The sequence below is a fragment of the Delftia sp. PX-1 genome (genome assembly GCF_055797465.1).
In genome coordinates, this window is record NZ_CP184763.1 from 5,395,378 (window position 1) to 5,421,720 (window position 26,343).

Genomic DNA, 26,343 nt, shown 5'->3' on the forward strand with positions numbered 1-26,343 from the left:
GGGCACAATGCCCAAGTCTCTTGTCCCCTGACTGTAAGCGGTTGCCTACAATCACCGAAGATACATTGTGTTTCTTCTCGTTGCCGTTCGACAACAACTGGCAGCGTTCACCGGCAACCAGACGCTTGCGATCCTATAGCGTGGCCGACAATGCGACCCAAGCACCTTGGTATATGGCGTGCCATCTATCCCCGGGTAAATTTCAATTACATGTGCAAACGCGGGCATCCTCACAATAACAATAGTGCCCGCCCAATTGCATCCACACAGGTTTGACGCTTTATGCATCGTTGGAAACTCTCTGTGCTGGCCGCTGCGGCCGTCGTCTCGGTCGCACTGCCCGCCTCCGAGGCCTGGGCACTGGCTCTGGGCCGGGTGAACGTGCAATCGGCCCTGGGCGAGCCCCTGCGTGCCGAAGTCGAAATCCCCCAGATCACGGCGGCTGAAGCCGAAGGCCTGCGCGTGGGCGTGGCCTCTCCCGGCGTCTTCCGCACCCAGGGCATGGAGTACAACGCCACGGCCAGCCAGGTGCGCGTCAGCGTGCAGCGTCGCGCGGACGGATCGGCCGTGCTGCGACTCACAAGCACCCAGCCCGTCAACGAGCCCTTTGTCGATCTGGTGATCGACGCCAGCTGGGCCTCGGGCAACCTGCAGCGCAACTACACCCTGCTGCTGGATCCGCCCACCCTGCAAAAGCTGCCGCCTGCCGTGACGGCTGCGGCCCAGGCCTCCGCCCCCGAACCGGGCGCCGCACCGCGCCGCGCCGCGCCGGCCCCCTCGCCAGCTGCCGCAGGCAACACCGAGGAAAGCCGTCCAGCCCCTGCTCCGGCAGCCCCGCGCCGGAGCACCGCATCAGCCCGCGAGCGCGCTGCTGCAGCGCCGGCACCGTCCGAAGCATCCGAGGTCCGCATCAAGACCGGAGACACGGCCGGCCGCATTGCCGCCGCCCACCTGCCCGCAGGCGTTTCGCTGGACCAGATGCTGGTGGCCATGCTGCGCTCCAACCCCAAGGCCTTCATCAACGGCAATGTGAACCGCATGCGCTCCGGCGCCGTGCTCACCGTGCCTGACGAGGCCACGGCACAGGCCACCTCGCCGCGCGAGGCGCGCCAGATCGTTGCAGCCCAGTCCCGGGATTTCAACCAGTTCCGCCGCCAGCTGGCCAGCGCCGCACCGGCCGCGCCCGTGGCATCGGCCAATCGTGAAGCATCGGGCAGCGTCCAGGCCCAGGTCGAAGACCGCAAGCCCTCCACCGCCGCACCCGACAAGCTCACCCTGTCCAAAGGTGCTGTCAAGGGCGTGGAGGCAGACGAGCGCCTGGCCAAGCAAAAGCAGTCCGACGACCAGGCATCGCGCACGGCCGAACTGCAGCGCAACATGTCCGAGCTGAGCCAGATCGCCGCCGCCACCAAGCCCGCCGAAGGTGCTGCTGCAGCACCTGCCTCGGCAGCCAGCGGCACGGCAAACGGCGTGGCTGTGCCGGGCGCGCCGACCGTGCCTGCAGCGCCTGAAGCTGCAGCACCCCAGACAACGCCCCCGGCCCCGGCGGCGCCTGCCGATGCAGCCGCTGCGGCCGCTGCCGCCACCGCTGCTGCTCCAGACGCCGCAGCCAATGCTGCCGGCCCGGCAGCGCCCGCGGCAGAAGCCGTGCCCGCCACGCCCGCTCCTGCCGAGCCGCCGAAGCCCAAGCCGGCACCCGCCCCCGTCGCACCGATCGCCGAGCCCAGCTTCATCGATACGCTGATGGAAGATCCCACCATCCCGCTGGCCGGCGCCGCCTTGCTGGCCCTGCTGCTGGGCTATGGTGGCTACCGCGTCATGCAGCGCCGCCGCGCTGCCGCAGCCTCCAGCGAAAGCGCCTTTGGCGACAGCCAGCTCGCGGCCGATTCCTTCTTTGGAGCCAGTGGCGGCCAACGCGTGGATACCGGCACATCGAGCCAGCTGTCGGGCACCTCCATGCACTACTCGCCCAGTCAGCTCGATGCCGGCGATGTGGACCCCGTGGCCGAGGCCGATGTCTACCTGGCCTATGGCCGCGACCTGCAGGCAGAGGAAATCCTCAAGGAAGCCCTGCGCACCGATCCCAGCCGCACCGCACTGCACCAGAAGCTGGCCGACATCTACGCCAAGCGCCATGACCGCAAGGCCTTCGAGGCCGTCGCGCAGACCCTGCACGGCCTGACCCAGGGCAAGGGCGTGGACTGGCAGCGCCTGGCCGACCAGGGCCGCATCCTGGACCCGGAAAACGCCCTCTACCAGCCTGCCGGCGCCGCGCCCCTGTCTGCTGCCGCCGTTGCCGGCGGCGCCGCAGCGGCAGCTGCCGGACTGGCGGCCGCCTCGCTGGCCAGCCGCCCCCTGGACATGGAGGCGCACCGCGAAGGCCCTGCCACCCTGCCCATGGACCTGGACATGGACCTCAACATGGACCTGCCCGGCGGCCTGGCCGACGCCAGCCTGCCCGCGCAGCACGCCAGCCCGCTGCCCGCACCGGCCCCCATGCCCAGCGAACAGGACTTCGCTGCGCTGGAGCCCACGCTGCGCGCACCACTGGAGCCCATGCAGCCAGCAGCAAGCGAGGCGCCTCGCATGGATCCCCGCGTGGAGCCGCCTGCTGCATCGCTGGACATGCCCGGCTTCCAGCCCACGGCCCACGCCTCGCTGACGGATGCCCTGAACCACAGCAGCGCCATGAGCGACATGCAGCCGACCGAGATGCTGCCGCTGGACATGCCCGTCACACGGCAGGTCACGGACAGCTTCCCGGCCACGGAACCTTCGCCCCTGACCGGCTCCACCACGGACGACAGCCACGCCAGTACCGATCTGCTGTCGCTGGACGCCATGGAGTTCAACCTGGAAGACCTGGGCACCGAGGCGCCAGCCCAAGCGCCGGCAGCAGCGCATTCGGGCGGCGTGCTGGAAACGGCGGCCAAGGCCAAGCCAGAACCGGCCGAATCGCTGGAATTCGACCTGGGCAGCCTGTCCCTGGACCTGGGCAATGACACTCCCACGGCCGCAACGCCGCCTTCGGCGCCCGAGGACCCGCTGGCCACCAAGCTCGCCCTGGCCCAGGAATTCAATGCCATCGGCGACAGCGACGGAGCCCGTACACTCATCGAGGAAGTGATCTCCGAGGCCCACGGCGATCTCAAGGCCAAAGCCCAGCGCCTCCTTGCCGAGATAGACTGAAGCCCGACGGCGCCTGCCCAGGCGCCGCGTGCCGGTTTCGCGTGACAGGGTGGTACATGCCACCATGGAAAACTGACAACTTGATGCACACCCAACCCATGCCGGAGGCCTCGCCATGCGCGTAGCCCTCGGCGTCGCCTACAACGGCCAGCGCTACAGCGGCTGGCAAAGCCAGCTGTCTGGCAACACCATTCAAGACCATCTCGAAGCGGCCCTGGGCCGCTTTGCCGCTCAGGAGGTCCACACCCTCTGTGCGGGCCGCACCGATGCCGGAGTGCACGGCCTCATGCAGGTCGTCCACTTCGACACGCCGCTGGACAGGGCCCCGTTCTCCTGGGTCCGTGGCACCAACACCTTCCTGCCGCCGGACATCGCCGTGCAATGGGCCCAGCCCGTGCCCGACTCCTTCCATTCACGGGCCTGCGCCACAGCCAGGCGCTATGCCTATGTGCTGCTGCAGTCGCCCGTGCGGCCCAGCGTGGAGGCCGGGCGTGTGGGCTGGGTGTTCCATGCACTCAACGGTGACGCCATGCAGGCCGCCGCCCAGCACCTGCTGGGAGAGCACGATTTCAGCTCGTTCCGCGCGTCGGGTTGCCAGGCCAAATCCCCCGTCAAGACACTGCACCGCCTGTCCATCACCCGCCGCATGGCAGGCGACGGCGCCCAGATGGCCGCGGCCAGCTCCATGCGTCCCGGGGATGCAGCCATGGAATGCTGCTACTGGCGATTCGAGTTCGAGGGCAGCGCCTTCCTCCACCACATGGTGCGCAACATCATGGGCTGCCTGCTCGCCGTAGGCCAGGGCACACACGCGCCGCAGTGGATGCAACAGGTGCTGGAGGCGCGCTCCCGCGATGCCGCCGCGCCCACCTTCTCGCCGGACGGCCTGTACTTTCTGGGTCCCGTATACGATCCTTCATGGGGCCTTCCTTCGCGCAGCCCGGCCTATGATTGGCTCCCGTGAACGAGCAGGCCTTCCCCCATTCTTCAGCCCCCATGCAGCGCACCCGAATCAAGATCTGCGGACTCACCCGCGAACAGGATGTGGACGCAGCCGTGGCCGCCGGCGCCGACGCCGTGGGCTTTGTCCTCTACGCCCCCAGCCCGCGCGCCGTGACGGTGCAGCGTGCCGCCGAGCTGGCGCGGCGCCTGCCGCCCTTCGTGACACCGGTGCTGCTGTTCGTCAATGAAAGCGCCGCCAACGTGATGGCCGCCTGCGCCGCCATCCCGGGCGCCTGCGTGCAGTTCCACGGCGACGAGTCGCCCGAGGACTGCCTTGCCGCCACATCGGGCGGCACCCGCGCCTTCCTGCGCGCCGCGCGCATTCCCCTTGGTCCCGATGCCGCGCGCTTCGACCTCGTAGAATATGCCCAGCGTTACTCGAAAGCCCAGGCCATACTGCTCGACGCCCATGTCGACGGCTATGGTGGTGGCGGAAAAGCATTCAATTGGTCACTCCTTCCACCAAACGTCGCCTCTCACCTCGTTTTGTCTGGTGGACTCACGCCTGCAAACGTGACCGATGGCATCTTGCAACTGCGCCCGCGAGGACTCTCGCTGGCCGTTGATGTCAGTTCCGGCGTCGAGGCCGATGGTCCCGACGGCAAGCCCCTCAGGGGCATCAAGGACGCCGGCAAGATACACCGATTCATCGCCGCCGTGCGCGCGGCCGATGACCAACTTTTGCAGACAAGCCATGTTCGAATACCAGTACCCTGACGCATCTGGCCACTTTGGCCGCTTCGGCGGCAGCTTTGCCAGCGAAACCCTGACACACGCTCTGACCGAGCTGCGCGACGCCTACGCCAAGTACCAGAACGACCCGGAATTCGTTGCCGAATTCCAGTCCGAGCTGGCCCATTTCGTCGGCCGCCCTTCGCCCGTCTACCACGCGGCACGCATGTCGCGCGAGATGGGCGGCGCGCAGATCTACCTCAAGCGCGAAGACCTCAACCACACGGGCGCGCACAAGATCAACAACGTGATCGGCCAGGCCATGCTCGCCCGGCGCATGGGCAAGCCCCGCATCATTGCCGAGACGGGCGCCGGCCAGCACGGCGTGGCCACGGCCACCATCTGCGCGCGCTACGGCCTCGAGTGCATCGTCTACATGGGCTCCGAGGACGTGAAGCGCCAAAGCCCCAACGTCTACCGCATGCGCCTGCTGGGCGCCACCGTGGTGCCGGTGGAATCGGGCAGCCGCACGCTCAAGGATGCGCTCAACGAGGCCATGCGCGACTGGGTGGCCAACGTGGACAACACCTTCTACATCATCGGCACCGTGGCCGGCCCCCACCCCTACCCCGCGATGGTGCGCGACTTCCAGAAGGTCATCGGCGAGGAATGCCTGACGCAGATGCCCGAGTTCCTGGGCGCCGACCGCCAGCCCGACGCCGTGGTCGCCTGCGTGGGCGGCGGCAGCAATGCCATGGGCATCTTCCACCCCTATATCCCGTTCGAGAACACGCGCCTGATCGGCGTGGAGGCTGCGGGCGAGGGCCTGGACAGCGGCAAGCACTCGGCCTCGCTGCAGCGCGGCAGCAGCGGCGTGCTGCACGGCAACCGCACCTTCATCCTGCAGGACGAGAACGGCCAGATCACCGAGACGCACAGCATCAGCGCCGGCCTTGACTATCCCGGCGTCGGCCCCGAGCACGCCTGGCTGCAGGAACTGGGCCGCGCCCAATACGTGGGCATCACGGACCAGGAGGCCTTGGACGCCTTCCACTACCTGTGCCGCACCGAAGGCATCATTCCCGCCCTGGAGTCCAGCCATGCCGTGGCCTATGCCATGCAACTGGCCAAGACCATGCGCGCCGACCAGTCCATCCTCGTGAACCTGTCCGGTCGCGGCGACAAGGACATCGGCACCGTGGCCGATCTCTCGGGCGCCGACTATTACGACCGTCCCTCCATGCGCGGGCTCACGGTCAAGGGAGGAGCAGCTCAATGAGCCGCATCACCACGACTTTCACCAAACTCCAGGAAGATGGCCGCAAGGCCCTGATCCCCTACATCACCGCGGGCTTCCCGTTCGCGGCCATCACGCCGTCGCTGATGCACGGCATGGTGGAGGCTGGCGCCGATGTGATCGAGCTGGGCGTGCCCTTCTCCGACCCCATGGCCGACGGCCCCACCATCCAGAAGGCTGGCGACCGTGCCATCGCCAACGGCGTGGGCCTGGTGCAGGTGCTGGCCTATGTGCGCGAGTTCCGCCAGAAGAACCAGACCACGCCCGTGGTGCTGATGGGCTATGCCAACCCGGTGGAGCGCTACGACCAGATCCACGGCAAGGACCGCTTCGTGGACGATGCGGCCGAAGCCGGCGTCGACGGCCTGCTCATCGTGGACTACCCGCCCGAGGAGTGCGAGGCATTCGCCGCGCAACTGCGTGCGCGCGACATGGACCTCATCTTCCTGCTGGCACCCACGTCCACCACCGAGCGCATGCAGCAGGTGGCGCGCGTGGCCAGCGGCTATGTCTACTACGTCTCGCTCAAGGGCGTGACCGGCTCGGGCGCGCTCGACACGGCAGCCGTGGAAGCCATGCTGCCGCGCATCCGCGAGCACGTGAGCATTCCCGTGGGCGTGGGCTTCGGCATCCGCGACGCGGCCACGGCACAGGCCATCGGCCGCGTGGCCGATGCGGTGGTGATCGGCAGCCGCATCATCGAGATGCTGGACGGCCAGCCCCACGAAAAGATCGTCCCCCTGACCATCGACTTCCTGCGCGGCGTGCGCAAGGCACTCGACGCGTAGGTCGCATAATGCAGCCCTTGCATGCGGCCCGGTGCCGCATGCCCTGCGCCTGAAAAGGAAACACCATGTCCTGGCTTGAAAAACTCCTGCCTGCCAAAATCCAGCAAACCAACCCTACGGATCGCCTCCAGCAGATCCCCGAAGGTCTGTGGATCAAGTGCCCGAGCTGCGAGACCGTGCTCTACAAGGCCGATCTGGAGAAAAACCAGAACGTCTGCCCCAGCTGCAGCCACCATCACCGCATCGGCGCGCGCGCCCGCCTGAACCATTTCCTGGATGCCGAAGGCCGCTATGAGATCGGCCAGGAAGTCATTCCTGTCGACGCCCTGAAGTTCAAGGACAGCCGCAAGTACCCCGAGCGCCTCAAGGAAGCGCTGGAGAACACCGGCGAGACCGATGCCCTGGTCGTCATGGGCGGCGCCATCAAGAGCGTCAACGTGGTCGCAGCCTGCTTCGAGTTCGAATTCATGGGCGGCTCCATGGGCTCCGTGGTCGGCGAGCGCTTCGTGCGTGGCGTCGAGACCGCCATCGAGCAGAAGGTCCCCTTCATCTGCTTCACCGCCACCGGCGGCGCGCGCATGCAGGAAGGCCTGCTGAGCCTGATGCAGATGGCCAAGGCCAACGCCGCGCTCACACGCCTGGCCAAGAAGGGCCTGCCCTACGTCTCGGTGCTGACCGACCCCACCTTCGGCGGCGTCTCCGCCAGCTTCGCCTTCGTGGGAGACATCGTCATTGCCGAGCCCAAGACCCTGGTCGGCTTCGCCGGCCCGCGCGTGATCGAGACCACGGTGCGCGTGAAGCTGCCCGAAGGCTTCCAGCGCGCCGAGTTCCTGCAGGACAAGGGCGCCGTGGACATGATCGTGGACCGCCGCGAGCTGCGCGACCGCATCGCCGCATCGCTTGCCATGCTGCAGCGCCTGCCGGCCGACGCTGTTCAGTAAAGCCTCGCGCAGACACAAAAAAGCCGCCGCAGGTGGGTGCCTGCGGCGGCTTTTTCACGTCCGGAAAACTGGGGAAATCAGGCCAGCAGCATCAGGCCCGAGCCCTGGATATAGCCCAGCACCATCAGCGCAATCTGCAGCAGCACCAGGGCCACCAGTGCCGACAGATCGATACCGCCGATCAGGGGCACGATGCGGCGAATGGGCCGCAGCATGGGCTCGGACAGGCGCTGCAGCACGCCGTACATCGGCGACTGCGGCTGCACCCACGACAAGATGACATAGATCAGCAGCACGCCCACCATGCCCGACAGCGCCACGCGCGCCAGGCCGCACAGGGCCAGCCACGGCAAGGCGAGCACATTGGACTGCCCGCCCATCAGCAGCCACAGCAGCACGAACTGCAGCATCTGCAGCAGGAAGGCCGCGATCAGGCTGGACATGTCCCAGCGCCCGGCCGGCTTGATGACGCGGCGCAGCGGCATCACGATCCAGTCGGACAGCGCAAACACCAGTTGGCCGACCGGGTTGCCGAAGGGAATGCGCTGGGCCTGCATGTACATGCGCAACAGGCAGACGCCGGTCAGCAGGCCAACGACCACGTCGAGCAAAAAGGAAACGATCTGAAAAAGCATGGCGTTGTAGGACTGCGAGAGGAAGATCGGACCACGGCCAGCCGGCCTTGGCACAGCATGGGATGATAGCTGCCGCATCCCGCCCATCACATGACCGCCCATACCGCACTGCACTCCCTGCCGCTTTTCCCCCTGGGCAGCGTCCTTTTTCCCCAAGGCCTGCTGAGCCTTCGCGTCTTCGAGGTCCGCTACCTCGACATGATCCGCAAGTGCGAGCGCACGGGAGCCCCCTTCGGCGTGGTGGCATTGCAGGCCGGCAGCGAAGTGCGCAAGGCCGGTGCTGCCGCCGAGCAGCTGCATGCCGTGGGCACGCTGGCACGCATCGTCCAGCTGCAGCAGCCCCAGCCCGGCCTGCTTCACCTGCAGTGCGAGGGCACGCAGCGCTTTCGCATGCAGGATCACCGGCAGCTGCCCCACGGCCTGTGGGTGGCCGATGTGCAGATGCTGCCTGCCGACGCCGCCGTCCCCGTCCCCGATCACCTGCTCGCCACGGCCCAGGCCCTGGCCCAGGTGCTGATGCAGCTGCACGCACGATCCACCGACGCCGACCATGCCCGGCTGCCCAGCGCCGAACAGATGGGCGACTGCGGCTGGGTGGCCAACCGCTGGACCGAGCTGCTGCCCCTGCCCGTGTCCATCAAGCAGCAACTGATGGCCTTGGACAGCCCGCTGGTGCGGCTGGAGCTGGTGGCGGATGTGCTGGAACGCAGCGGCATAGGCAATTCACAGGGGACGGCCCCCGGCTCCCCGCCCGCTGCGCACTGACGAATTGGCGGTCCTGCGGCGTCATACCGCAGCAAGGTCCGGCACATTGACGGCACCACGCACCGAAAGCGCGACAAAAAACTTAAAATCGCGGATTCAGCCCGCCAGCTGCGGGGCCTGCCGGTGGCATTTGCTGCTGCCGCTGCATTTTCCAGCCCTTCCCGCCTGGCTTTTTTTCGGCTTTCCCCGATTTCCCCCTCCGGCTTTTTTCCGGCCCCTCGGCGTTTTGCGCTGGCGCTCATTGTCATGACCGAACACAACACACCATCTGCAGCGGACCAGACCGCTCCCCAGGACGAAAACCAACTCATCGCCGAGCGCCGCGAAAAACTCAAGGCCCTGCGCGAACAGGTGCGTGAACAGGGCGGCGTGGCCTTCCCCAACGACTTCAAGCCGGCCGACCGCGCCGAGGCCCTGCAGCAGGCCCATGCCGACAAGAGCGCCGAGCAGCTCGACGCCGAATCCGTGCAGGTCAGCCTGGGCGGCCGCATGATGCTCAAGCGCGTCATGGGCAAGGCCAGCTTCGCCACCATCCAGGACGGATCGCTGGGCCCCACGCACGGCCGCATCCAGCTGTACATCACGCGCGACACCGTGGGCGAGGAGGTCTATGCGGCCTTCAAGCGGTGGGACCTGGGCGACATCCTGGGCGCCGAAGGCACGCTGATGAAGACCAAGACCGGCGAGCTGTCGGTCAAGGTGCAGACGCTGCGCCTGCTCACCAAGAGCCTGCGCCCCATGCCCGACAAGTTCCACGGCATGGCCGATCTGGAGCAGAAGGTGCGCCAGCGCTACGTGGACCTGATGATGGACGAGCAGGCCCGCCGCCGCTTCATCGCGCGCAGCAAGGCCGTCTCGGGCATCCGCGAATTCATGGTGGAGCATGGCTTCCTGGAAGTGGAGACGCCCATGCTGCATCCCATTCCCGGCGGCGCCAACGCCAAGCCCTTCGTCACCCACCACAACGCGCTGGACCAGGAGATGTACCTGCGCATCGCGCCCGAGCTGTACCTCAAGCGCCTGGTGGTCGGCGGCTTCGAGCGCGTGTTCGAGATCAATCGCAACTTCCGCAACGAAGGCATCTCGGTGCGCCACAACCCCGAGTTCACCATGATGGAGTTCTACGCGGCCTACTGGAACTACCGCGACCTGATGGACTACACCGAGGCACTGGTGCGCGACGCCGCGCAAAAGGCCGTGGGCACGCTGCAGCTGACCTACGGCGGCAAGCCCGTGGACCTGTCCCAGCCCTTCCAGCGCCTGACCATTCCCGAGGCCATCGTCAAGTTCACCGAAGCCGGTGACAAGGTGGCCGACCGCGAATGGCTGACCAATGCCCTGCGCAAGCTGGGCATGACGGAAGAAAAGGACCGCCTGTCCACCCGTACCCTGGCCAGCCTGCAGGTGCTGTACTTCGAGGAAGTGGTCGAGGAAAAGCTCTGGCAGCCCACCTTCATCATGGAGCACCCCACCGAGATCTCGCCGCTGGCACGCGCCAATGACGAGCGCCCCGAAGTCACCGAGCGCTTCGAGCTGTACATCACGGGCCGTGAATTCGGCAACGGCTTCTCCGAACTCAACGACGCCGAGGACCAGGCCGCGCGCTTCAACGCCCAGGTCCAGGCCAAGGACGGTGGCGACGACGAAGCCATGTACTTCGACCACGACTTCGTGCGTGCCCTCGAGTACGGCATGCCCCCCACGGGCGGCTGCGGCATCGGCATCGACCGCCTGATGATGCTGCTGACCGACAGCGCCAGCATCCGCGACGTGATCCTGTTCCCCGCCCTGCGCCGCGAACAGTAAACCCCCGGCATCCAGCGCCTGCGCGCATGGCCAACTGAAGCCGCCTGCGTTCCCTTGGGAGCCAGGCGGCTTTTCCCTATACTGGCTCGCCATGCACATCCCCACCTACTGGGCGCAGGCGCGCCTGCGGCATGAAAGCCGCCCCACCCACGGCATCACCGTCCAGCGCTGGGGATGGTCCGACACCAGCCAGGAGGCTGCCCAGGCCCACGCCCAGGAGCGTGCCGCCAAGGCCCTGCAAGACGCCCGCAATGCGGCGCTGCCCCCGGGCGAGCCGCGCATGGAATGGAAGAACGAGTACGCGCTCGACGGCTTCAGCACCCCCATACGCGAAGAAGTCCTGCAGCGCCGCGACGGCACGGTGATGACGCGCAACAGCTACGGCGCCCACTGCCTGAACACCGAGCGCGTGGCCATCGCCGATATCGACCTGCCCGAGCCGCCCAGCGCTGTGCGCTTTCCCGTCGTGACCCTGCTTTTGTTGGCTTCGGCCGCCACCTGGCTGGCCCGGCTGGCACCGCACAAGAACAATTCGAGGATGGTGGCCACGGCGCTGGTCGTGCTGCTGCTGTTCCTGGCCATGCGGCGCGTGCAGCGCTGGTGGGAGGCGCGGCAGGCGCGCCGGCGCGCGGCCACGGACTCGCCGTCCGCACGCGCCATGGAGCGCGTACAGGCCTTCCACCAAAGCCATGCCGACTGGGGGCTGCGCGTCTATGAAACGCCCAAGGGCCTGCGTGTCATCGTCACGCATACCGATTTCGCACCCGACGACCCTGCCGTCGCGCAGTTGTTCGACGCCTTGCAGGTGGACCCGCTCTATGCCCTGCTGTGCGAGCGCCAGCAGTGCTTTCGCGCCCGCGTATCGGGCAAGCCCTGGCGCATGGGCCTGACCGGACTGTCCACCTCGCTGCGCCGCTGGCCCCAGCCCGAGCAGACGCGGCAAGAGCGCCGCCAGTGGGCGCTTGCCTATGACGAAAAAGCCCAGGGCTTTGCAGCTTGCAGGCTGCTGCAGCAACTGGGCAACCCACGCCTGTGTGCGGCCGCCGACGCCTTCGTGCAATGGCACGACGAAGCCAGCCGGGCCCGCACGGACCTGCCCCTGGCCTGAAGAAAGCCGGGCATCCACAATCGCACACGAATACAACGACCGACTTACACTGGCGCCACCCCCATGCCGCGTACTGCGCAGCCCCCTGACCCATTTCTGGTCTCACAACCCTGAAGGCCATGCCCGCTGCCCCACCACCTTCGCCCACCGACAGCACCGACTCTCCCGCCATCGAGCCCACCGGAGCGCGCTTCGCCAAGCCGACGGACGAGGCATCGCCGTTTTGCGTGCTGGTCGTGGAAGACCAGGCCTCGGTACGCACCAGTCTGGTCAGCGAGCTGCTGCATGCGGGCGTGACCCGCGTGCTGGAGGCTGCCGATGGCCCCAGCGCCCTGGCACTGTTCCGCGAGCAGCGCCCCGACCTCGTGCTGCTCGACATCCGTCTGCCGGGCGAGGACGGCTACTGGGTGGCCCGCCAGCTGCGCGAGGCCGAGCCCGGCGAGTGGACGCCCGTCATCTTCCTGTCCGGACTGGACAATGACCTGGACGTGTGGCGCGGCATCGAGGCCGGAGGCGACGACTACCTGGTCAAGCCCGTCAAGCCCATCGTGCTCGTGGCCAAGCTGCGCGCCATGCGCCGCCTGCTGGACATGCGCCGGCGCCTGGTATCGCTGTCGGCCGAGCTGCATGAGGCCAACCAGAAGCTCAACGAAATGGTCGAGCTCGACCAGCTCACGGGCCTGGTCAACCGCCGAGGCTTCGACCGCATCCTGCATGCCGAGATCGCCTCGGCCCGCCGCGAGGGCCAGCCGCTGACGCTGATGCTCTGCGACCTGGACCATTTCAAGCGCTACAACGACACCTATGGCCATGTGCATGGCGATGAATGCCTGAAACAGATAGGCCGCCTGCTGCGCGAGGTCTGCGTGCGCCCGCGTGACGTGGCGGCGCGCTATGGCGGCGAGGAATTCGCGCTCATCCTGCCGCGCACGCCACGCTCGGGGGCCATGACGTTCGCGCGTGCCGTGGGCCAGATGCTGCGCGTGCTGCGCATACGCCACCCCGACTCACCCCATGAATCGGGCCTCACGCTGTCGGGCGGCATCACCACCTGCGTCCCCGACGAATACACCAGCGCCGAAGCCATGCTCATGCGCGCCGACCAGGCCCTGTACGCGGCCAAGGCGCAGGGGCGCGACCGCTTCTTCAGCTTCGAGATGCAGATGGACACGGTGGAGCAGCGCCGCACCTGACTGCCGGGCCTTGCGCCTGCGCTTACGATCGCAGCTCAATGCCGGGCGCGCGCAAGCCGCGCATCCGGGTCCTGAATGCGGATTGCTGTTTCCTGAATGTTTGAAGTTATGCGTCGTTTTCAAGCGCACCTGCCCGCCTGGATGCAGGATTGGCTGGAGTTCATCATCCCCGGTGCCCAGATCCTGCTGATCATCGGTGCGGCCTGGCTGCTCAATCGCCTGGTTCGCCGGCTGATCGCACGCGCGGGCAGGCACTACGGCCTGCCGCCGGAGCTGCTGGTGCCGCTGCGCGGCGTGTTCCGCTGGATTCTCATCGCCGCCACCGTGCCGCTGGTACTGGAGCGCCTGGGCGTCTCGGCCACCGTGCTGTGGACGGCCTTCACCGGCTTTGCCACCGTGGGCGCCGTGGCCTTCTTTGCGGCCTGGAGCGTGCTGTCCAACCTGTTCTGCGCCCTGCTCATCGTCATCGTCGGGCCCTTTCGCCTGGGCGACTACATCGAGGTGCTGGACACGGCCGAAAAGCCCGGTGCCAAGGGCCGCGTGATCGACATCAACATGCTCTACACCACCTTGCAGGATGCCCATGCGCCCGATGGCTCACCCAATCTGCTGCAGATTCCCAACTCGCTGATCTTCCAGCGCGTGGTCCGGCGCTGGAAGGGGGGCCTGGGCGCGGATGGCGAGCATGCCAGCCATGGCGAGGAGGAGCGCGCCATCCGGCTGACCACGCCGCATGATGCCCAGCCCTCGCAGCCTCCCATGCACACGACCAACTAAGGCCGGCACCCCATGAAAAAAGCCGCCGCCCGGCAAAGGGACGGCGGCTTTGTCATTGGGCAGCGCCTCAGGGCTTGCGCGGCCGGACCTTGCTGGCGGCCAGCTTGGCGTTGGTTCGCGCCTGCTCCACATCCTGGGCGCGCGCCAGGGCCACGCCCATGCGGCGCTTGACGAAGCTCTCTGGCTTGCCGAACAGGCGCAGGTCCGTGCCCGGCACGGCCAGGGCCTCGTCCACGCCGTCGAACACCAGGCCTTCGGCATCCTGCCCGCCATAGATCACGGCGCTGGCGCCGGGATTGCGCAGCGAGGCATCCACGGGCAGGCCCAGGATGGCGCGCGCATGCAGCTCGAACTCGCTTTGCCACTGCGTGGCCAGCGTGACCAGCCCCGTGTCGTGCGGGCGTGGCGAGACTTCGCTGAACCAGACCTGCTCGCCCTTGACGAACAGCTCCACGCCAAACAGGCCCAGGCCGCCCAGGTCGTCGGTCACCGCCTTGGCGATGTCGCGCGACTTCTGCAGCGCCGCCGGGTGCATGGGATGGGGCTGCCAGCTTTCCACATAGTCGCCGGACTGCTGGATGTGGCCGATGGGATCGCAGAAATGCGTCTGCACCTGGCCGTCCGCACCCTTGGCGCGCACCGTGAGCTGGGTGATTTCGTAGTCGAAGTCGATGAAGCCTTCGACGATCACACGGCCATGGCTCACGCGGCCGCCGGCCATGGCGTAGTCCCAGGCCTTGGCCACGTCGTCCGGGCCGTCCAGCTTGCTCTGGCCCTTGCCCGAGCTGCTCATCACGGGCTTGACCACGCAGGGAAAGCCGATGGCGGGCTGGCCATCCGTGCCGTCGATGGCAGCCTGCAGTTCCTGCTGCGAATCACAGAAGCGGTAAGGGCTGGTGGCCAGGCCCAGCGTCTCGGCGGCCAGGCGGCGAATGCCTTCGCGGTCCATGGTCAGGCGCGCGGCGCGGGCCGTGGGGATCACGGTGACCACGCCTGCCGCTTCCAGCTCTTCGAGCATGGGCGTGGCAATGGCCTCGATCTCGGGCACGACCAGGTCGGGTTTCTCGGCCTCGATCAAGGCCTTGAGCTGGGCCGGATCGCTCATGGTGATGGTGCGCGCGTGGTGGGCCACCTGCTGGCCGGGCGCATTCTCGTAGCGATCCACGGCGATCGTCTCCACGCCCAGGCGCTGCAGCGCGATCAGCACTTCCTTGCCGAGTTCGCCGCTGCCCAGCAGCATGACTTTGGTGGCATGGGGGGAGTAAGGGGTTCCAAGGGTGGTCATCTGCGCGTCCGGTGAGCCAGGCAGAGCCTGGGCAAGATAAAAAAGAGAGGGAGGCAGGCCTGCACGGCCCGCAGCAGCCCCCGATCATAGGATGCCGACACAGGCGCCGCCTACAAACCCAGCGCCTGCGCGAGGTTGCACCGCGCCCGTGCCTCCAGCCGTTGCCGGAACCAGTCGGTGCAGTAGATGGCCTCGCGCTGCATGAAGCCCAGCAACACCTCGCGGCGCCTGGCGCGGTACAGCGGCAAGGGCACCCATTCGTACTCGGCCCGCACCTGTACCTCGTACTCGGCAAACCGCAGAGGGTCGGCCGCGAGAATGCCCAGGTCGGCATCCACCAGCAGTTGGGCGTCGATCCCGGACGGCTGTGCAGCGTGACAGGTCGCCATGATCAGGCCGTGCACGCGCCCGGCCACCTCCGCCGGCAGGCCCTGCCCGCGCACCACGGCCACGGCCCAGTCGGCGCTGCGCGCCTCGTTGTCCTTGGCCTGGGTTTCGTAGACGGCATCATGGAACCACAGCGCCAGCGCCACCTCGCCGGGGTGCGCGGCCAGGCCCAGCGCCGGCTGCAGCAGGCCCATGGCCTCGCCCAGATGCTGCAGCGTGTGGTAGTGGCGCTGGGGCTCGCTGTAGCTTTGCAGCAGCTCGGCCAGCACAGGCTGCGGCGCGCTGGCGCCCAGTGCGGACCAGGCATGCTGCCAAGATGCCTGCCAGGTCTGCAGCGATGCATCGTTTGCGCTGGGCATTTCGGCCCCTGGTCCAGCCTGGGTCATCGCCTGCTCCTTGGGTCTTCAGAAGATGCCGGGTGCCAGAGCCCGCAACGGCGCACCCGCCGGTGACAGCAGCCAGGCCAGCAGGCCGCAGTTGATCCCCACGGTGATCCAGAACACCAACTGGAACGAGGCCTTGCTGGACTTGTGCCGCAGCAGCCCTTGCGCGAGCAGCGCGCCAGGCCAGCCGCCCAGCAGCGCCAGCAGGTGCAGACGGCCTTCGCTGGTACGCCAGCGGTCGTGCACGGCGGCGGACTTGTCGAATCCGTAGACCATGAAGGTCACCAGGCTTGCCGCCGCATACAGGCCGACCAGTGCCCAGGGCATGCGGCCAATCCAGGCAACGGCCATCAGCACGCAGAAGAAGGCAGCGGCCAGCCCCACTGCCACCTGGCCTCGCACAGTTGACTGAGGCCGCGAGGACATGCCGGCACGGCGTCGCCGCGCAGGCTGCGGATGGCCGCTCCTGGACTCGCCAATGAAGGCGACATCCTGGGCGCGCCATTTCCCCTGGGCGTTGCGGCCGGGCACGTAGCTGACGCGCTCGCCGCCCTCGGGCCTGCGGCGGCGATCGGTGAAGGACTTGATGTGGACAAAGACCGGCGCCCCGCCGCCATCGGGCTCGATGAAGCCGAAGCCCTGCTCGTCCTTCCAGCCGGTGATGCGCCCCTGTTGCCGCATGGCGGGCTCAGTGGCGGCCAGCGGCGGCCGGCGACGCAGCAGGCTTGCGGGGCTCGCCCAGGCAAATGCCTATGTCGCGCGCCATGGTGAGCAGGCCGTGGTCCAGCGGCACGGTGCGCTGGGTGTTGGCCACGCGTGAGATTTCCACGCTGCCGATCTGCCCGCCCTGCAGCGTGACCATGCGCCCAAAGCCGCCGGACAGCACCAGCTGCGCCGCATGGTGGCCGTACTGCGTGGCCAGCACGCGGTCAAAGGGAGTGGGGTCGCCCCCGCGTTGCACATGGCCCAGCACCGTGGTGCGCACCTCGCTCCTGAGATGGGGCTGCAGGCGCTCGCGCAGCACATGGCCGACGCCACCCAGGCGTACGGGGTCCGGGCTTTGCTCTATGCGCTCACGCACCGTGAGGCTGGCACCGCTTTCCTTGGCGCCCTCGCCGATGCAGATGATGGTGTAGCGCTGGCGCTGCTCGCGCATGCGGCAGAAATCCACGATGGCCTGCAGGTCGTAGTCGATCTCGGGCAGCAGGATGACGTCGGCCGCACCGGCAATGCCGGCCTCCAGCGCCAGCCATCCGGCATGGCGCCCCATGGTCTCGACGATCATCACGCGGTGGTGGCTGTTGGCTGTGCTCTCGATGCGGCGCAGCGCCTCGGTGGCCGTGGCCACGGCGGTGTCGAAACCAAAGCTGCGCTCGCAGTTGGCAATGTCGTTGTCGATGGTCTTGGGCACGCCCACGCAGGTCAGGCCCACCTGTTCGGCCAGGCCATGCGCCAGGCTCATGGTGCCGTCGCCGCCGATGGCCACCACCACGTCCAGTCCCAGCGCCCGGACGTTGCGACCCACATGCTCCAGCGTGGCCTCATCGCGCAGGGGATTGGCGCTGTTGCTGGTGCCCAGGATGGTGCCGCCCACATGCAGGATGCCCGAGACCTCGTCCCAGCCCAGGGGCTTGACGCCGGGCGGGTCGAGCATCAGGCCCTCGAAGCCGTCGGCAATGCCCAGCACCTCGCACTGGCCGTGGTTGATCAGGGACTTGGTGACCGCACGGATCACCGCATTCAGGCCGGGGCAGTCGCCACCTCCGGTCAGCACGCCAACGCGCATGGGAAAACTCTCCTGTGAAAACACTTGGCGTGCGCGTCCTCCATGGCCCGCACAGCCTTTGCAAAGCCCGCCAGGCCTCAGCCGGCCAGCCGCTGCGCTCGTCAATCCATCAAGGCAGCAGGTCCAGCGCCTGGAGGTAGGCCGGCTGGCGCATGAGGTCGTCCCAGGGCTGGGGCACGGTCTCCGGCAGCAGGGCCAGGCGGCGCGATTCGCTGTCGGCATCGGGCTGCCAGCGGCCACTGCGCTGCGCGGCCTCCATGCCGGCCAGCAGCTCGTCCACATGCTCGCCCAGGCCCAGGCTCTGGTTGCACAGCAGCACCATGTCGCAGCCGGCCTCCAGCGCGGCCAGGGCTGCGTCGGTGTAGCCGATGAGTTGCCCGTCGATGCGGCGCGCGCCCTCCATGCTCAGGTCATCGCTGAAGATGGCGCCGTCGTAGCGCAGGCGGCTGCGCAGGATGTCCTTGAGCCACTTGGCGGAAAAACCGGCCGGGCGCCTGTCGACCTTGGGGTAGATCACATGGGCCGGCATCACGGCCGTGAGCACGCTGGACAGCCAGGGATAGGGCGCGGCGTCCTCGCCCAGGATGGCGGTGAGGCTGCGGCCATCGACCGGAATGTCCACATGCGAGTCGGCCTTGACGAAGCCGTGGCCGGGAAAGTGTTTGCCGCAGTTGCCCATGCCGGCCTGCAGCAGGCCGTGCATGAGGCTGCGGGCCAGCGCCGCCACCACGCGCGGGTCGCGGTGGAAGCTGCGGTCGCCGATGACGCTGCTGGCACCGTAGTCAAGGTCCAGCACCGGGGTGAAGCTGAAATCCACGCCGCAGGCGCGCAGTTCGGTGCCCAGCACGTAGCCGGCCGCCGTGGCGGCGTTCATGGCAGCCAGGGCGCCGCTGCCTTCGCGCTGCTTGCTGCCCTTGCCGTCGTCCATCCACATCTGGCCGAAGGCGCGCATGGGCGGCAGATGCGTGAATCCGTCGGCACGAAAACGCTGCACGCGCCCGCCCTCGTGGTCCACGCAGATCAGCAGGTCGGCTTTGACGCCCTTGATATCGGCGCACAGCTGCACCAGTTGCTCGCGGCTTTCCCAGTTGCGGGCGAAGAGGATGATGCCGCCGACCAGCGGATGCGCCAGGCGCCGGCGGTCCGCGTCGGTGAGCGCCTTGCCGGCGATGTCGATGATCAGGGGTGCGTGCTCGGTCATGCTATGAATCCTGTGGAGTCAAAAAAGCCAGCGCTGCGCCGGCCGGGTGTCAGGCGCGGCGCTCGACCACGCAGAAGCTGGCCGCGTAGTCGCTCTCGTCGGTCACGGACAGGTGCACCTGCAGGTTCCGTGCCTCGAACCATTCCTTGAGCGCGCCGTGCAGCACGATGGCTGGCTGGCCACTGGGCAGCTTGACGACCTCGCAGCTGCGCCAGGTCATGGGCATGACCATGCCCATGCCTATGGCCTTGGAAAAGGCCTCCTTGGCGGAAAAGCGCGTGGCGACGAAGCGGATGCCGCGCTCGGGCCAGCGCGCGCGGCGGGCTCGCCAGGTGGACAGTTCGCCTTCGGCCAGCACCTTCTCGGCGAAACGGTCGCCATGGCGCTCCAGGCTGGCGCGGATGCGGCGCACGTCGCAGATGTCGGTACCGATGCCGTAGATCATGGATTCGCTCCGCGAAAGCTTCAGGCGCGCGCCGCCATGCCCTGGTCTATGCACTGCTGGTAGGCGCGCACGGTTTGGGCGTAGCCCAGCTCCAGCGCGTCGGCGATCAGCGCATGGCCGATGGAGACTTCGAGCAGGCCCGGCACGCGCGCCACGAAGGCGGCCAGGTTGTCGCGGCTGAGGTCATGGCCGGCATTGATGCCCAGCCCGGCGTCCAGCGCAGCCTGGGCCGCCGCCGCGTAGGCCTGCAGTTGAACTTCCTGGTCTGCCGTGCCCCAGGCGGCCGCATAGGGCTCGGTGTACAGCTCGACCCGGTCGGCGCCCACGGCCCGCGCAGCGGCCATCTGTGCGGGAACCGGGTCCATGAACAGGCTGACGCGCACGCCGAGTTGGCGGCATTCGGCGATCAGCGGCTTCAGGCGCTCGGCATCCTGCGGGAAGTTCCAGCCGTGGTCGCTGGTGAACTGGTCCTCGCTGTCGGGCACGAAGGTGGCCTGGTGCGGGCGCGTGGCCCGGATGAAGTCCATCAGGTTCTGCGTCGGGTTGCCCTCGATGTTGAACTCCGCCTGCGGCCAATGCTTCATCAGCGCATGCAGTTCATAGACATCTTCGCTGCGGATATGGCGCTGGTCGGGACGCGGATGGATGGTGATGCCCTGGGCACCGGCCTCCAGGCAGATGCGCGCGGCGCGCGTCACGCTGGGAATGCCCAGATGGCGCGTGTTGCGCAGCAGCGCAACCTTGTTGACATTGACCGACAGCGCCGTGCGCTGCGAAGCGTGGGAAAGATTCATAGCGATTGCAGATCCATCATCAGCTGGCGGGTGCGCAGCATGGGACTGCCGCAATGGTATTGCAGCAAGGCCCTCAGTTGGGGCTTGAGGGCCAGCGCCGCCTCGGGCTGGGCCACCACATGCAGTGTGGCGTTGAAGGCCTGCCGTGCCTGCAGCGCGCTCTCAATGGCCTGCCATTGCGCAGCGCCAAGCACGGCGCGCTCGCCCTGCAGCGCCGGGCGCAGGCCGCCTTCGGCCACCAGCGCATAGCGACGCCCCTCGGCCAGCGGCGCCAGCGTGGCGCTTTCCTCATTCAAGGCAGGCAGATGGCCCAGTTCGCGCAGCAGCAGCAGCTCGAAGGTGCGCAGCACGGGCTCGATGGCATCGCCATGCTGGCCTGCCAGCACGCGCACCACGCCGGCATAGATGTCGAACAGCGCCGCGTAGGGATCGTCGCGCGCCAGCAGGCGCATCAGCAGCTCGTTGAGGTACAGGCCCGACAGCAGGGCGTCACCCTGGGGCATGACATGCCCGCCCACCCACTCTGCGCCCTTGAGGGTATGGATCTCGCCATTGCCCTCGCCGCCCAGGCTGTAGCTCAGGCTCAGCGGCTGCAGCGGCAGCAGCACGGGGCGAAAGTTCGAGGTCGGCCGCTTGACGCCCTTGGCCGCCAGCGCCACGCGGCCCCGGTGACGCGTGAAGACCTCAAGGATCAAGCTGGACTCGCTCCAGTCGTAGCTGTGCAGGACGAAGGCCGGCTCGTCCGAGACACGCTTTGCGCTAGCCATGGACGCAGGGCCTTGCGGTAAGGGTGCTCACTCGTAGCCGAACGAACGCACGCGGGCTTCGTCGTCGGCCCAGCCGGAGCGGACCTTGACCCAGACTTCGAGGAAGACCTTGGCATCCATGAGCTTTTCCAGCTCCTGGCGCGCCTCGGTGCTGATGCGCTTGAGGCGCTCGCCCTTCTCTCCGATGATCATGGCCTTGTGGCCGTCGCGTTCGACCACGATGGTGGCCGCCACGCGGATGAAACGCTTGTGCTGCTTGCTGGCCTCTTCCTCGAACTTGTCGATGACCACCGTGGAGGTGTAGGGCAGCTCGTCGCCCGTGAATCGGAACAGCTTCTCGCGCACGGTCTCCGAGGCGAGGAACTTCTCGCTGCGGTCGGTCAGCTCGTCGGCGGCGTACATCCAGTCCTGCTCGGGCAGGTACTTCTCGCAGATGCCGAACAGGCGCTCGATGTCTCCCTTGTTCTTGGCCGACATGGGCACGAACTCGGCGAACGGATGGCGCTCCTGCATGCCCTTGAGCCAGGGGGCGATCTCGGCACGGCGGCCCACGGTGTCCAGCTTGTTGGCAATCAGCAGCGTGGGGATGCCAGGCTTGAACAGCGACAGCACCTTGGCATCGGCCAGCGTGAACTGGCCGGCTTCCACGACGAACAGGATCAGGTCCACATCGCCGATGGCGCCCATCACGGTCTTGTTGAGCGACTTGTTCAGTGCCGTGCTGTGCTTGGTCTGGAAACCCGGCGTATCGACAAAGATGAACTGCGTCGCGGCGCGCGTGCGAATGCCCGTGATGCGGTGGCGCGTGGTCTGCGCCTTGCGCGAGGTGATGCTGATTTTCTGGCCCACCAGCGCATTCATCAGCGTGGACTTGCCCACATTGGGCTTGCCGACGATGGCGATCAGGCCGCAGCGCTGCAGGCCGGTCGGCACCTCGGGTGCCGGGGTGTCATCAGCAGCGGATGCCGTGCGAGCTGCGCCAGCGCCGGGCTTGGCCGCAGCCAGCAGGGCATCGAGTTCGGCGGCGGTCTGTGCCGGCGCCGGGGGTTTGTCTTGGTTCATGCGTGTCTTGCTTTCAATAGTTCCAGCATGGCTGTGGCAGCCGTCTGCTCGGCGGCCCTGCGCGAGGCACCCGTTCCCCGGGCCTGCAGTTGCAACTCGGCAATCGCGCAGGCCACCTCGAAGGTCTGGCGATGGGCGGCGCCCGTGGTGGCAACCACTTCGTACTGCGGCAGCTTCATGCGCCGCCCCTGCAGCCATTCCTGCAGGGCCGTCTTCGCATCCTTTTCGGCTGCGCGCATGTGGGGGTTGATGTCCACGCCCTCGAAGAGATGGTGTACCACCTTCTCGCCCGCAGCGTAGCCGGCGTCCAGATACACTGCGCCGATCAGGGCCTCGACCGCATCGGCCAGGATGGAGGGGCGTTGCTTGCCGCCCGACTTGGATTCGCCTTCGCCCAGGCGCAGCAGATCGGGCAACTGCAGCCTCAGCGCGATCTGGTGCAGCGTACCTTCCTTGACCAGGTTGGCGCGCACGCGGGACAGATCGCCCTCGGGCATGGAACTGAGCCGCTGGTAGAGCAGGCTGGAAATGGCAAGATTCAGCACCGAGTCGCCGAGGAATTCCAGGCGCTCGTTGTTGTCTGCCGAGAAGCTGCGGTGCGTGACGGCACGCTGCAGCAATGCAGGCTCGGCAAATTGATGCTGCAGCCTCAGCTGCAGCGCATTCAGTAAGGGAGGCACCTATTGGGTCTGCTTCTTAAAACGGTAAGTCAGGTAGGCGGGGCCCACGAGATGGATCTCGCGCGAATATTCGAACCCCACCACCACACGGTCATTGATTTTGGTCACTTCGAGGTCCTCCCCCGTAATCGATTTGATGTCGTCGATCTGGGCTGAGCGATTGAAGCCGGCTTTAACGTCAGCCACGGAATTGCCTTCGCGGGCCGCCTTGTTGGCGGCCTTGACGATGGCCTGGTACTCCAGGAAGACCGGCACGGATTGTGCGCCCACGGCCACCACACCCACGCCCAGGGCAATCACAAACACCAGTCCCAGAAAGGACAGACCGCGCTGGCGCGAACGCCGGTTGTTCGATGTCAACATGCTTTTTCCTCCTCCGATGTGAATCCCTCGCGCATGCCTGGGGGCATCCGGCCCTCAGGCATGCATGTGATCAATGGAAGCCGCCGATGCGCTTGAAATCCCCGAAGTTCATCCAGACGAAGAAGGCCCGGCCAACGATGTTCTTGTCGGGCACAAAGCCCCAGTATCGGGAATCCAGCGAATTGTCGCGGTTGTCGCCCATCATGAAGTACTGGCCCTCGGGCACCTTGCAGGTGATGCCTTCGACGCTGTAGCGGCAGTTCTCGCGGAACTCGAAGCCGCTGGCACCCTGGATGAAGGCGGGCACGTCCTGGTTCACGATCATGCGGTGCGGCTTGTCGCCCAGCGACTCCTCGTACTGCTTGAAGTAGCGCATCGCGTCCTTGTCGAAGAAGTCCGGCAGTTCGCTGACCGGGACTTCCTTGCCATTGACCGTCAGCCGCTTGTTCAGATAGGAGATCTCGTCACCCGGCAGGCCCACCACGCGCTTGATGTAGTCCAGGCTGGGTTGCGGAGGATAGCGGAACACCACCACATCGCCGCGCTGCAGCGGCTGGCCCTGGGTGATCTTGGTGTTGATCACCGGCAGGCGCACGCCGTAGGTGAACTTGTTCACCAGGATCAGGTCGCCCACGAGCAGCGTGGGAATCATGGAGCCCGAGGGAATCTTGAACGGCTCGAACAGGAACGAGCGCAGAACAAAGACGATGGCGATCACGGGGAACAGGCCCGCGGTCCAGTCAAGCCACCAGGGCTGCATGAGGATGCGGCCCTTGGCCTCTTCCGACACCTCGATGTCGGTCTTGGCGATGCCCATGCGGTCGAGTTCTGCGCGGCGCGCCACGGCAGCCTCCTCGATGGCCACGGCGGCGCGGCGGCGGCGGGGCAGGAAATACAGCCGTTCGGCCACCCAGTACAGGCCAGTGACCACGGTGGCCAGGAACAGCAGCAACGCGAAGTTGCCCTCGATGAAGCCCGTGTACCAGGCGCCGATATAGCCCACGAAAGCCGCCAGCACGACGGCCGTAATCCATTGCATGGCTTGCATCAATCCTCCACTTGCAAGATGGCCAGGAAGGCCTCCTGAGGCACTTCCACCGAACCGATCTGCTTCATGCGCTTCTTGCCGGCCTTTTGCTTCTCCAGCAGCTTGCGCTTGCGGGTGATGTCGCCGCCATAGCACTTGGCCAGCACGTTCTTGCGCATGGCCTTGACGGTTTCCCGAGCAATGATGTTGGCGCCGATGGCGGCCTGGATGGCCACGTCGAACATCTGGCGGCTGATGATCTCGCGCATCTTCGCCACCACGGCCCGGCCGCGGTACGTGGCCTGGGAGCGGTGCACGATGATGGACAGCGCATCGACCTTCTCGCCGTTGAGCAGGATGTCCACCTTGACCACGTCGGAGGCGCGGTACTCCTTGAACTCGTAGTCCATGGAGGCATAGCCGCGCGAGACCGACTTGAGCTTGTCGAAGAAGTCCAGCACGATCTCGCCCAGCGGCATCTCATAGGTGAGCATCACCTGGCGGCCGTGGTACTGCATGTTGATCTGCACGCCACGCTTCTGGTTGGCCAGCGTCATCACCGGGCCCACATAGTCCTGGGGCATGTACAGGTGCACGGTCACGATGGGCTCGCGCACCTCCTCGATACGGCCGGCATCGGGCATCTTGGACGGGTTCTCGACCTGGATGACCTCGCCATCGCCCTTGACCACTTCGTAGACCACGCTGGGCGCGGTGGTGATCAGGTCCTGGTCGAATTCGCGCTCCAGGCGCTCCTGCACGATTTCCATGTGCAGCAGGCCCAGGAAGCCGCAGCGAAAGCCGAAGCCCAGCGCCTGAGAGACTTCAGGCTCGAACTGCAGGGACGAATCGTTGAGCTGCAGCTTTTCCAGCGCATCGCGCAGCTGGTCATATTCGCTGGCTTCGGTGGGGTACAGACCCGCGAACACCTGGGGCTTGATTTCCTTGAAGCCGGGCAGGGCCTCGGTGGCAGGGCCCAGATTGTTGGGAAGCTTCTTTTCCAGCGTGATGGTGTCGCCCACCTTGGCTGCCTTGAGCTCCTTGATGCCGGCGATGATGTAACCCACCTCGCCGGCGCGCAGCGCGTCGCGCGGCACGTCGGCCGGAGTGAACACGCCCAGGTTGTTGGCTTCGTAGGCAGCGCCCGAAGCCATCATCTTGAAGCGCTCGCCACGCTTGAGTTCACCATCGACCACGCGCACCAGCATCACGACGCCCACGTAAGTGTCGAACCAGCTGTCGATGATCATGGCGCGCAGTTGGCCATTGGGATTGCCCTTGGGCGGTGGCACCTTGGCAACCACGGCCTCCAGGATCTCGTCGATGCCCATGCCGGTCTTGGCCGAGCAGGGAATGGCATCGCTGGCATCGATGCCGATGACGTCCTCGATCTCTGCCTTGGCGTTGTCGGGGTCAGCCTGCGGCAGATCCATCTTGTTGAGAACGGCCGTCACTTCCACGCCGAGATCCAGCGCGGTATAGCAGTTGGCCACGGTCTGTGCCTCTACGCCCTGAGAGGCGTCCACCACCAGCAGCGCTCCCTCGCAGGCCGACAGGGAACGCGAGACTTCGTACGAGAAGTCCACGTGGCCGGGCGTGTCGATGAGGTTGAGGTTGTAGACCTGACCATCCTTGGCCTTGTACTGCAGGGCAGCCGTCTGCGCCTTGATGGTGATGCCGCGCTCTTTCTCGATATCCATCGAGTCCAGCACCTGGGCTTCCATGTCACGGTCAGCCAGGCCTCCGCAACGCTGGATCAGGCGGTCGGCCAGCGTCGACTTGCCATGGTCGATGTGCGCAATGATGGAAAAATTTCTGATGTGGTTCATCAACGAGAAGGACTGCTAGTGAAAGTGGAAAACGACAGGGTCGGCGCGCAAGAAAAAAGGGCGCGTCCATGAACGACGCGCCCCGAACCAACAATCTCTGGCAACTGCGATAGTTGGGACTTTATTGTAGGCAAAAAGGGCTGGAAACCAAGCCCTGACAA

25 protein-coding genes are annotated in these 26,343 nt (G+C 66.7%); 11 read left to right on the top strand and 14 right to left on the bottom strand.

Annotated features, from left to right (window positions below; translation table 11 throughout):
• Positions 1 to 282 precede the first annotated feature (282 nt).
• The 6 genes from ACN20X_RS24665 to accD all read left to right on the top strand — a co-directional run bounded on the left by ACN20X_RS24665 (position 283) and on the right by accD (position 7,889).
• The gene (locus ACN20X_RS24665; protein ID WP_473210001.1) at positions 283 to 3,189 is read left to right on the top strand and encodes a motility hub landmark protein FimV; all 2,907 of its coding nucleotides are present in this window, start codon (positions 283 to 285) and stop codon (positions 3,187 to 3,189) included.
• 115 nt (positions 3,190 to 3,304) lie between these two features.
• The gene (gene truA, locus ACN20X_RS24670; RefSeq protein WP_016447767.1) at positions 3,305 to 4,153 is read left to right on the top strand and encodes a tRNA pseudouridine(38-40) synthase TruA; all 849 of its coding nucleotides are present in this window, start codon (positions 3,305 to 3,307) and stop codon (positions 4,151 to 4,153) included.
• A 32-nt stretch (positions 4,154 to 4,185) separates the two neighbouring features.
• Positions 4,186 to 4,908 carry a phosphoribosylanthranilate isomerase gene (locus tag ACN20X_RS24675; RefSeq protein WP_473210826.1) on the top strand — a complete coding sequence of 241 codons (723 nt, stop codon included), beginning with the start codon at positions 4,186 to 4,188 and terminating at the stop codon, positions 4,906 to 4,908.
• Positions 4,886 to 6,142, top strand: a complete 1,257-nt coding sequence (gene trpB, locus ACN20X_RS24680) for a tryptophan synthase subunit beta (protein WP_016447769.1) — start codon at positions 4,886 to 4,888, stop codon at positions 6,140 to 6,142. The genes ACN20X_RS24675 and trpB overlap by 23 nt, the downstream gene beginning before the upstream one ends.
• Positions 6,139 to 6,948: a tryptophan synthase subunit alpha gene (trpA, locus tag ACN20X_RS24685; RefSeq protein ID WP_016447770.1), complete on the top strand. Its 810-nt coding sequence runs from the start codon at positions 6,139 to 6,141 to the stop codon at positions 6,946 to 6,948. Before trpB ends, trpA begins: the two co-directional genes overlap by 4 nt.
• 65 nt (positions 6,949 to 7,013) lie before the next feature.
• On the top strand, positions 7,014 to 7,889 hold the full coding sequence (gene accD / locus ACN20X_RS24690; RefSeq protein WP_016447771.1) for an acetyl-CoA carboxylase, carboxyltransferase subunit beta: 876 nt from the start codon (positions 7,014 to 7,016) through the stop codon (positions 7,887 to 7,889).
• A gap of 77 nt (positions 7,890 to 7,966) precedes the next feature.
• Here accD and ACN20X_RS24695 read toward each other — a convergent pair whose 3' ends face one another.
• Positions 7,967 to 8,524, bottom strand: a complete 558-nt coding sequence (locus ACN20X_RS24695; protein ID WP_016447772.1) for a YggT family protein — start codon at positions 8,522 to 8,524, stop codon at positions 7,967 to 7,969.
• A 90-nt stretch (positions 8,525 to 8,614) separates the two neighbouring features.
• Here ACN20X_RS24695 and ACN20X_RS24700 point away from each other — a divergent pair, with 90 nt between their 5' ends.
• The 5 genes from ACN20X_RS24700 (at position 8,615) to ACN20X_RS24720 (ending at position 14,173) form a co-directional block, all read left to right on the top strand.
• Positions 8,615 to 9,289: an LON peptidase substrate-binding domain-containing protein gene (locus tag ACN20X_RS24700; RefSeq protein ID WP_016451187.1), complete on the top strand. Its 675-nt coding sequence runs from the start codon at positions 8,615 to 8,617 to the stop codon at positions 9,287 to 9,289.
• Between the two features lie 246 nt (positions 9,290 to 9,535).
• On the top strand, positions 9,536 to 11,095 hold the full coding sequence (lysS, locus tag ACN20X_RS24705) for a lysine--tRNA ligase (RefSeq protein WP_016447774.1): 1,560 nt from the start codon (positions 9,536 to 9,538) through the stop codon (positions 11,093 to 11,095).
• 91 nt (positions 11,096 to 11,186) lie between these two features.
• Positions 11,187 to 12,203, top strand: a complete 1,017-nt coding sequence (locus ACN20X_RS24710) for a hypothetical protein (RefSeq protein WP_046239858.1) — start codon at positions 11,187 to 11,189, stop codon at positions 12,201 to 12,203.
• Positions 12,204 to 12,322: 119 nt separating this feature from the next.
• Positions 12,323 to 13,396 carry a GGDEF domain-containing response regulator gene (locus ACN20X_RS24715; protein ID WP_016447776.1) on the top strand — a complete coding sequence of 358 codons (1,074 nt, stop codon included), beginning with the start codon at positions 12,323 to 12,325 and terminating at the stop codon, positions 13,394 to 13,396.
• 108 nt (positions 13,397 to 13,504) lie between these two features.
• Positions 13,505 to 14,173 (top strand): mechanosensitive ion channel family protein, encoded by a 669-nt coding sequence (locus ACN20X_RS24720; RefSeq protein WP_174538860.1) that lies wholly within the window; start codon positions 13,505 to 13,507, stop codon positions 14,171 to 14,173.
• A 67-nt stretch (positions 14,174 to 14,240) separates the two neighbouring features.
• Here ACN20X_RS24720 and purT read toward each other — a convergent pair whose 3' ends face one another.
• The 13 genes from purT to lepA form a co-directional block, all read right to left on the bottom strand.
• Positions 14,241 to 15,458: a formate-dependent phosphoribosylglycinamide formyltransferase gene (purT, locus tag ACN20X_RS24725; RefSeq protein ID WP_016451185.1), complete on the bottom strand. Its 1,218-nt coding sequence runs from the start codon at positions 15,456 to 15,458 to the stop codon at positions 14,241 to 14,243.
• A gap of 110 nt (positions 15,459 to 15,568) precedes the next feature.
• Positions 15,569 to 16,231, bottom strand: a complete 663-nt coding sequence (locus ACN20X_RS24730; protein ID WP_074921055.1) for an HD domain-containing protein — start codon at positions 16,229 to 16,231, stop codon at positions 15,569 to 15,571.
• 18 nt (positions 16,232 to 16,249) lie between these two features.
• Positions 16,250 to 16,909: a DUF1294 domain-containing protein gene (locus tag ACN20X_RS24735; protein ID WP_016451183.1), complete on the bottom strand. Its 660-nt coding sequence runs from the start codon at positions 16,907 to 16,909 to the stop codon at positions 16,250 to 16,252.
• Between the two features lie 7 nt (positions 16,910 to 16,916).
• The gene (locus ACN20X_RS24740; RefSeq protein WP_016447781.1) at positions 16,917 to 18,014 is read right to left on the bottom strand and encodes a 6-phosphofructokinase; all 1,098 of its coding nucleotides are present in this window, start codon (positions 18,012 to 18,014) and stop codon (positions 16,917 to 16,919) included.
• Between the two features lie 109 nt (positions 18,015 to 18,123).
• Positions 18,124 to 19,215 (bottom strand): beta-N-acetylhexosaminidase, encoded by a 1,092-nt coding sequence (gene nagZ, locus ACN20X_RS24745; RefSeq protein ID WP_016447782.1) that lies wholly within the window; start codon positions 19,213 to 19,215, stop codon positions 18,124 to 18,126.
• Positions 19,216 to 19,264: 49 nt separating this feature from the next.
• Positions 19,265 to 19,660 carry a holo-ACP synthase gene (gene acpS, locus ACN20X_RS24750; protein WP_016447783.1) on the bottom strand — a complete coding sequence of 132 codons (396 nt, stop codon included), beginning with the start codon at positions 19,658 to 19,660 and terminating at the stop codon, positions 19,265 to 19,267.
• A 20-nt stretch (positions 19,661 to 19,680) separates the two neighbouring features.
• Positions 19,681 to 20,454 (bottom strand): pyridoxine 5'-phosphate synthase, encoded by a 774-nt coding sequence (locus ACN20X_RS24755; protein WP_047471146.1) that lies wholly within the window; start codon positions 20,452 to 20,454, stop codon positions 19,681 to 19,683.
• A complete protein-coding gene (recO, locus tag ACN20X_RS24760; RefSeq protein ID WP_016451180.1) occupies positions 20,451 to 21,221 on the bottom strand; it encodes a DNA repair protein RecO in 771 nt (256 codons plus the stop codon). The genes ACN20X_RS24755 and recO overlap by 4 nt, the downstream gene beginning before the upstream one ends.
• A 27-nt stretch (positions 21,222 to 21,248) precedes the next feature.
• The gene (gene era / locus ACN20X_RS24765) at positions 21,249 to 22,283 is read right to left on the bottom strand and encodes a GTPase Era (RefSeq protein ID WP_473210002.1); all 1,035 of its coding nucleotides are present in this window, start codon (positions 22,281 to 22,283) and stop codon (positions 21,249 to 21,251) included.
• A complete protein-coding gene (gene rnc / locus ACN20X_RS24770; protein ID WP_012207060.1) occupies positions 22,280 to 22,963 on the bottom strand; it encodes a ribonuclease III in 684 nt (227 codons plus the stop codon). The genes era and rnc overlap by 4 nt, the downstream gene beginning before the upstream one ends.
• Positions 22,964 to 23,326 (bottom strand): DUF4845 domain-containing protein, encoded by a 363-nt coding sequence (locus ACN20X_RS24775; RefSeq protein WP_016447787.1) that lies wholly within the window; start codon positions 23,324 to 23,326, stop codon positions 22,964 to 22,966.
• Positions 23,327 to 23,396: 70 nt separating this feature from the next.
• On the bottom strand, positions 23,397 to 24,374 hold the full coding sequence (gene lepB / locus ACN20X_RS24780) for a signal peptidase I (RefSeq protein WP_016451178.1): 978 nt from the start codon (positions 24,372 to 24,374) through the stop codon (positions 23,397 to 23,399).
• Positions 24,374 to 26,182, bottom strand: a complete 1,809-nt coding sequence (gene lepA / locus ACN20X_RS24785; RefSeq protein WP_016447789.1) for a translation elongation factor 4 — start codon at positions 26,180 to 26,182, stop codon at positions 24,374 to 24,376. Before lepA ends, lepB begins: the two co-directional genes overlap by 1 nt.
• Positions 26,183 to 26,343 lie beyond the last annotated feature (161 nt).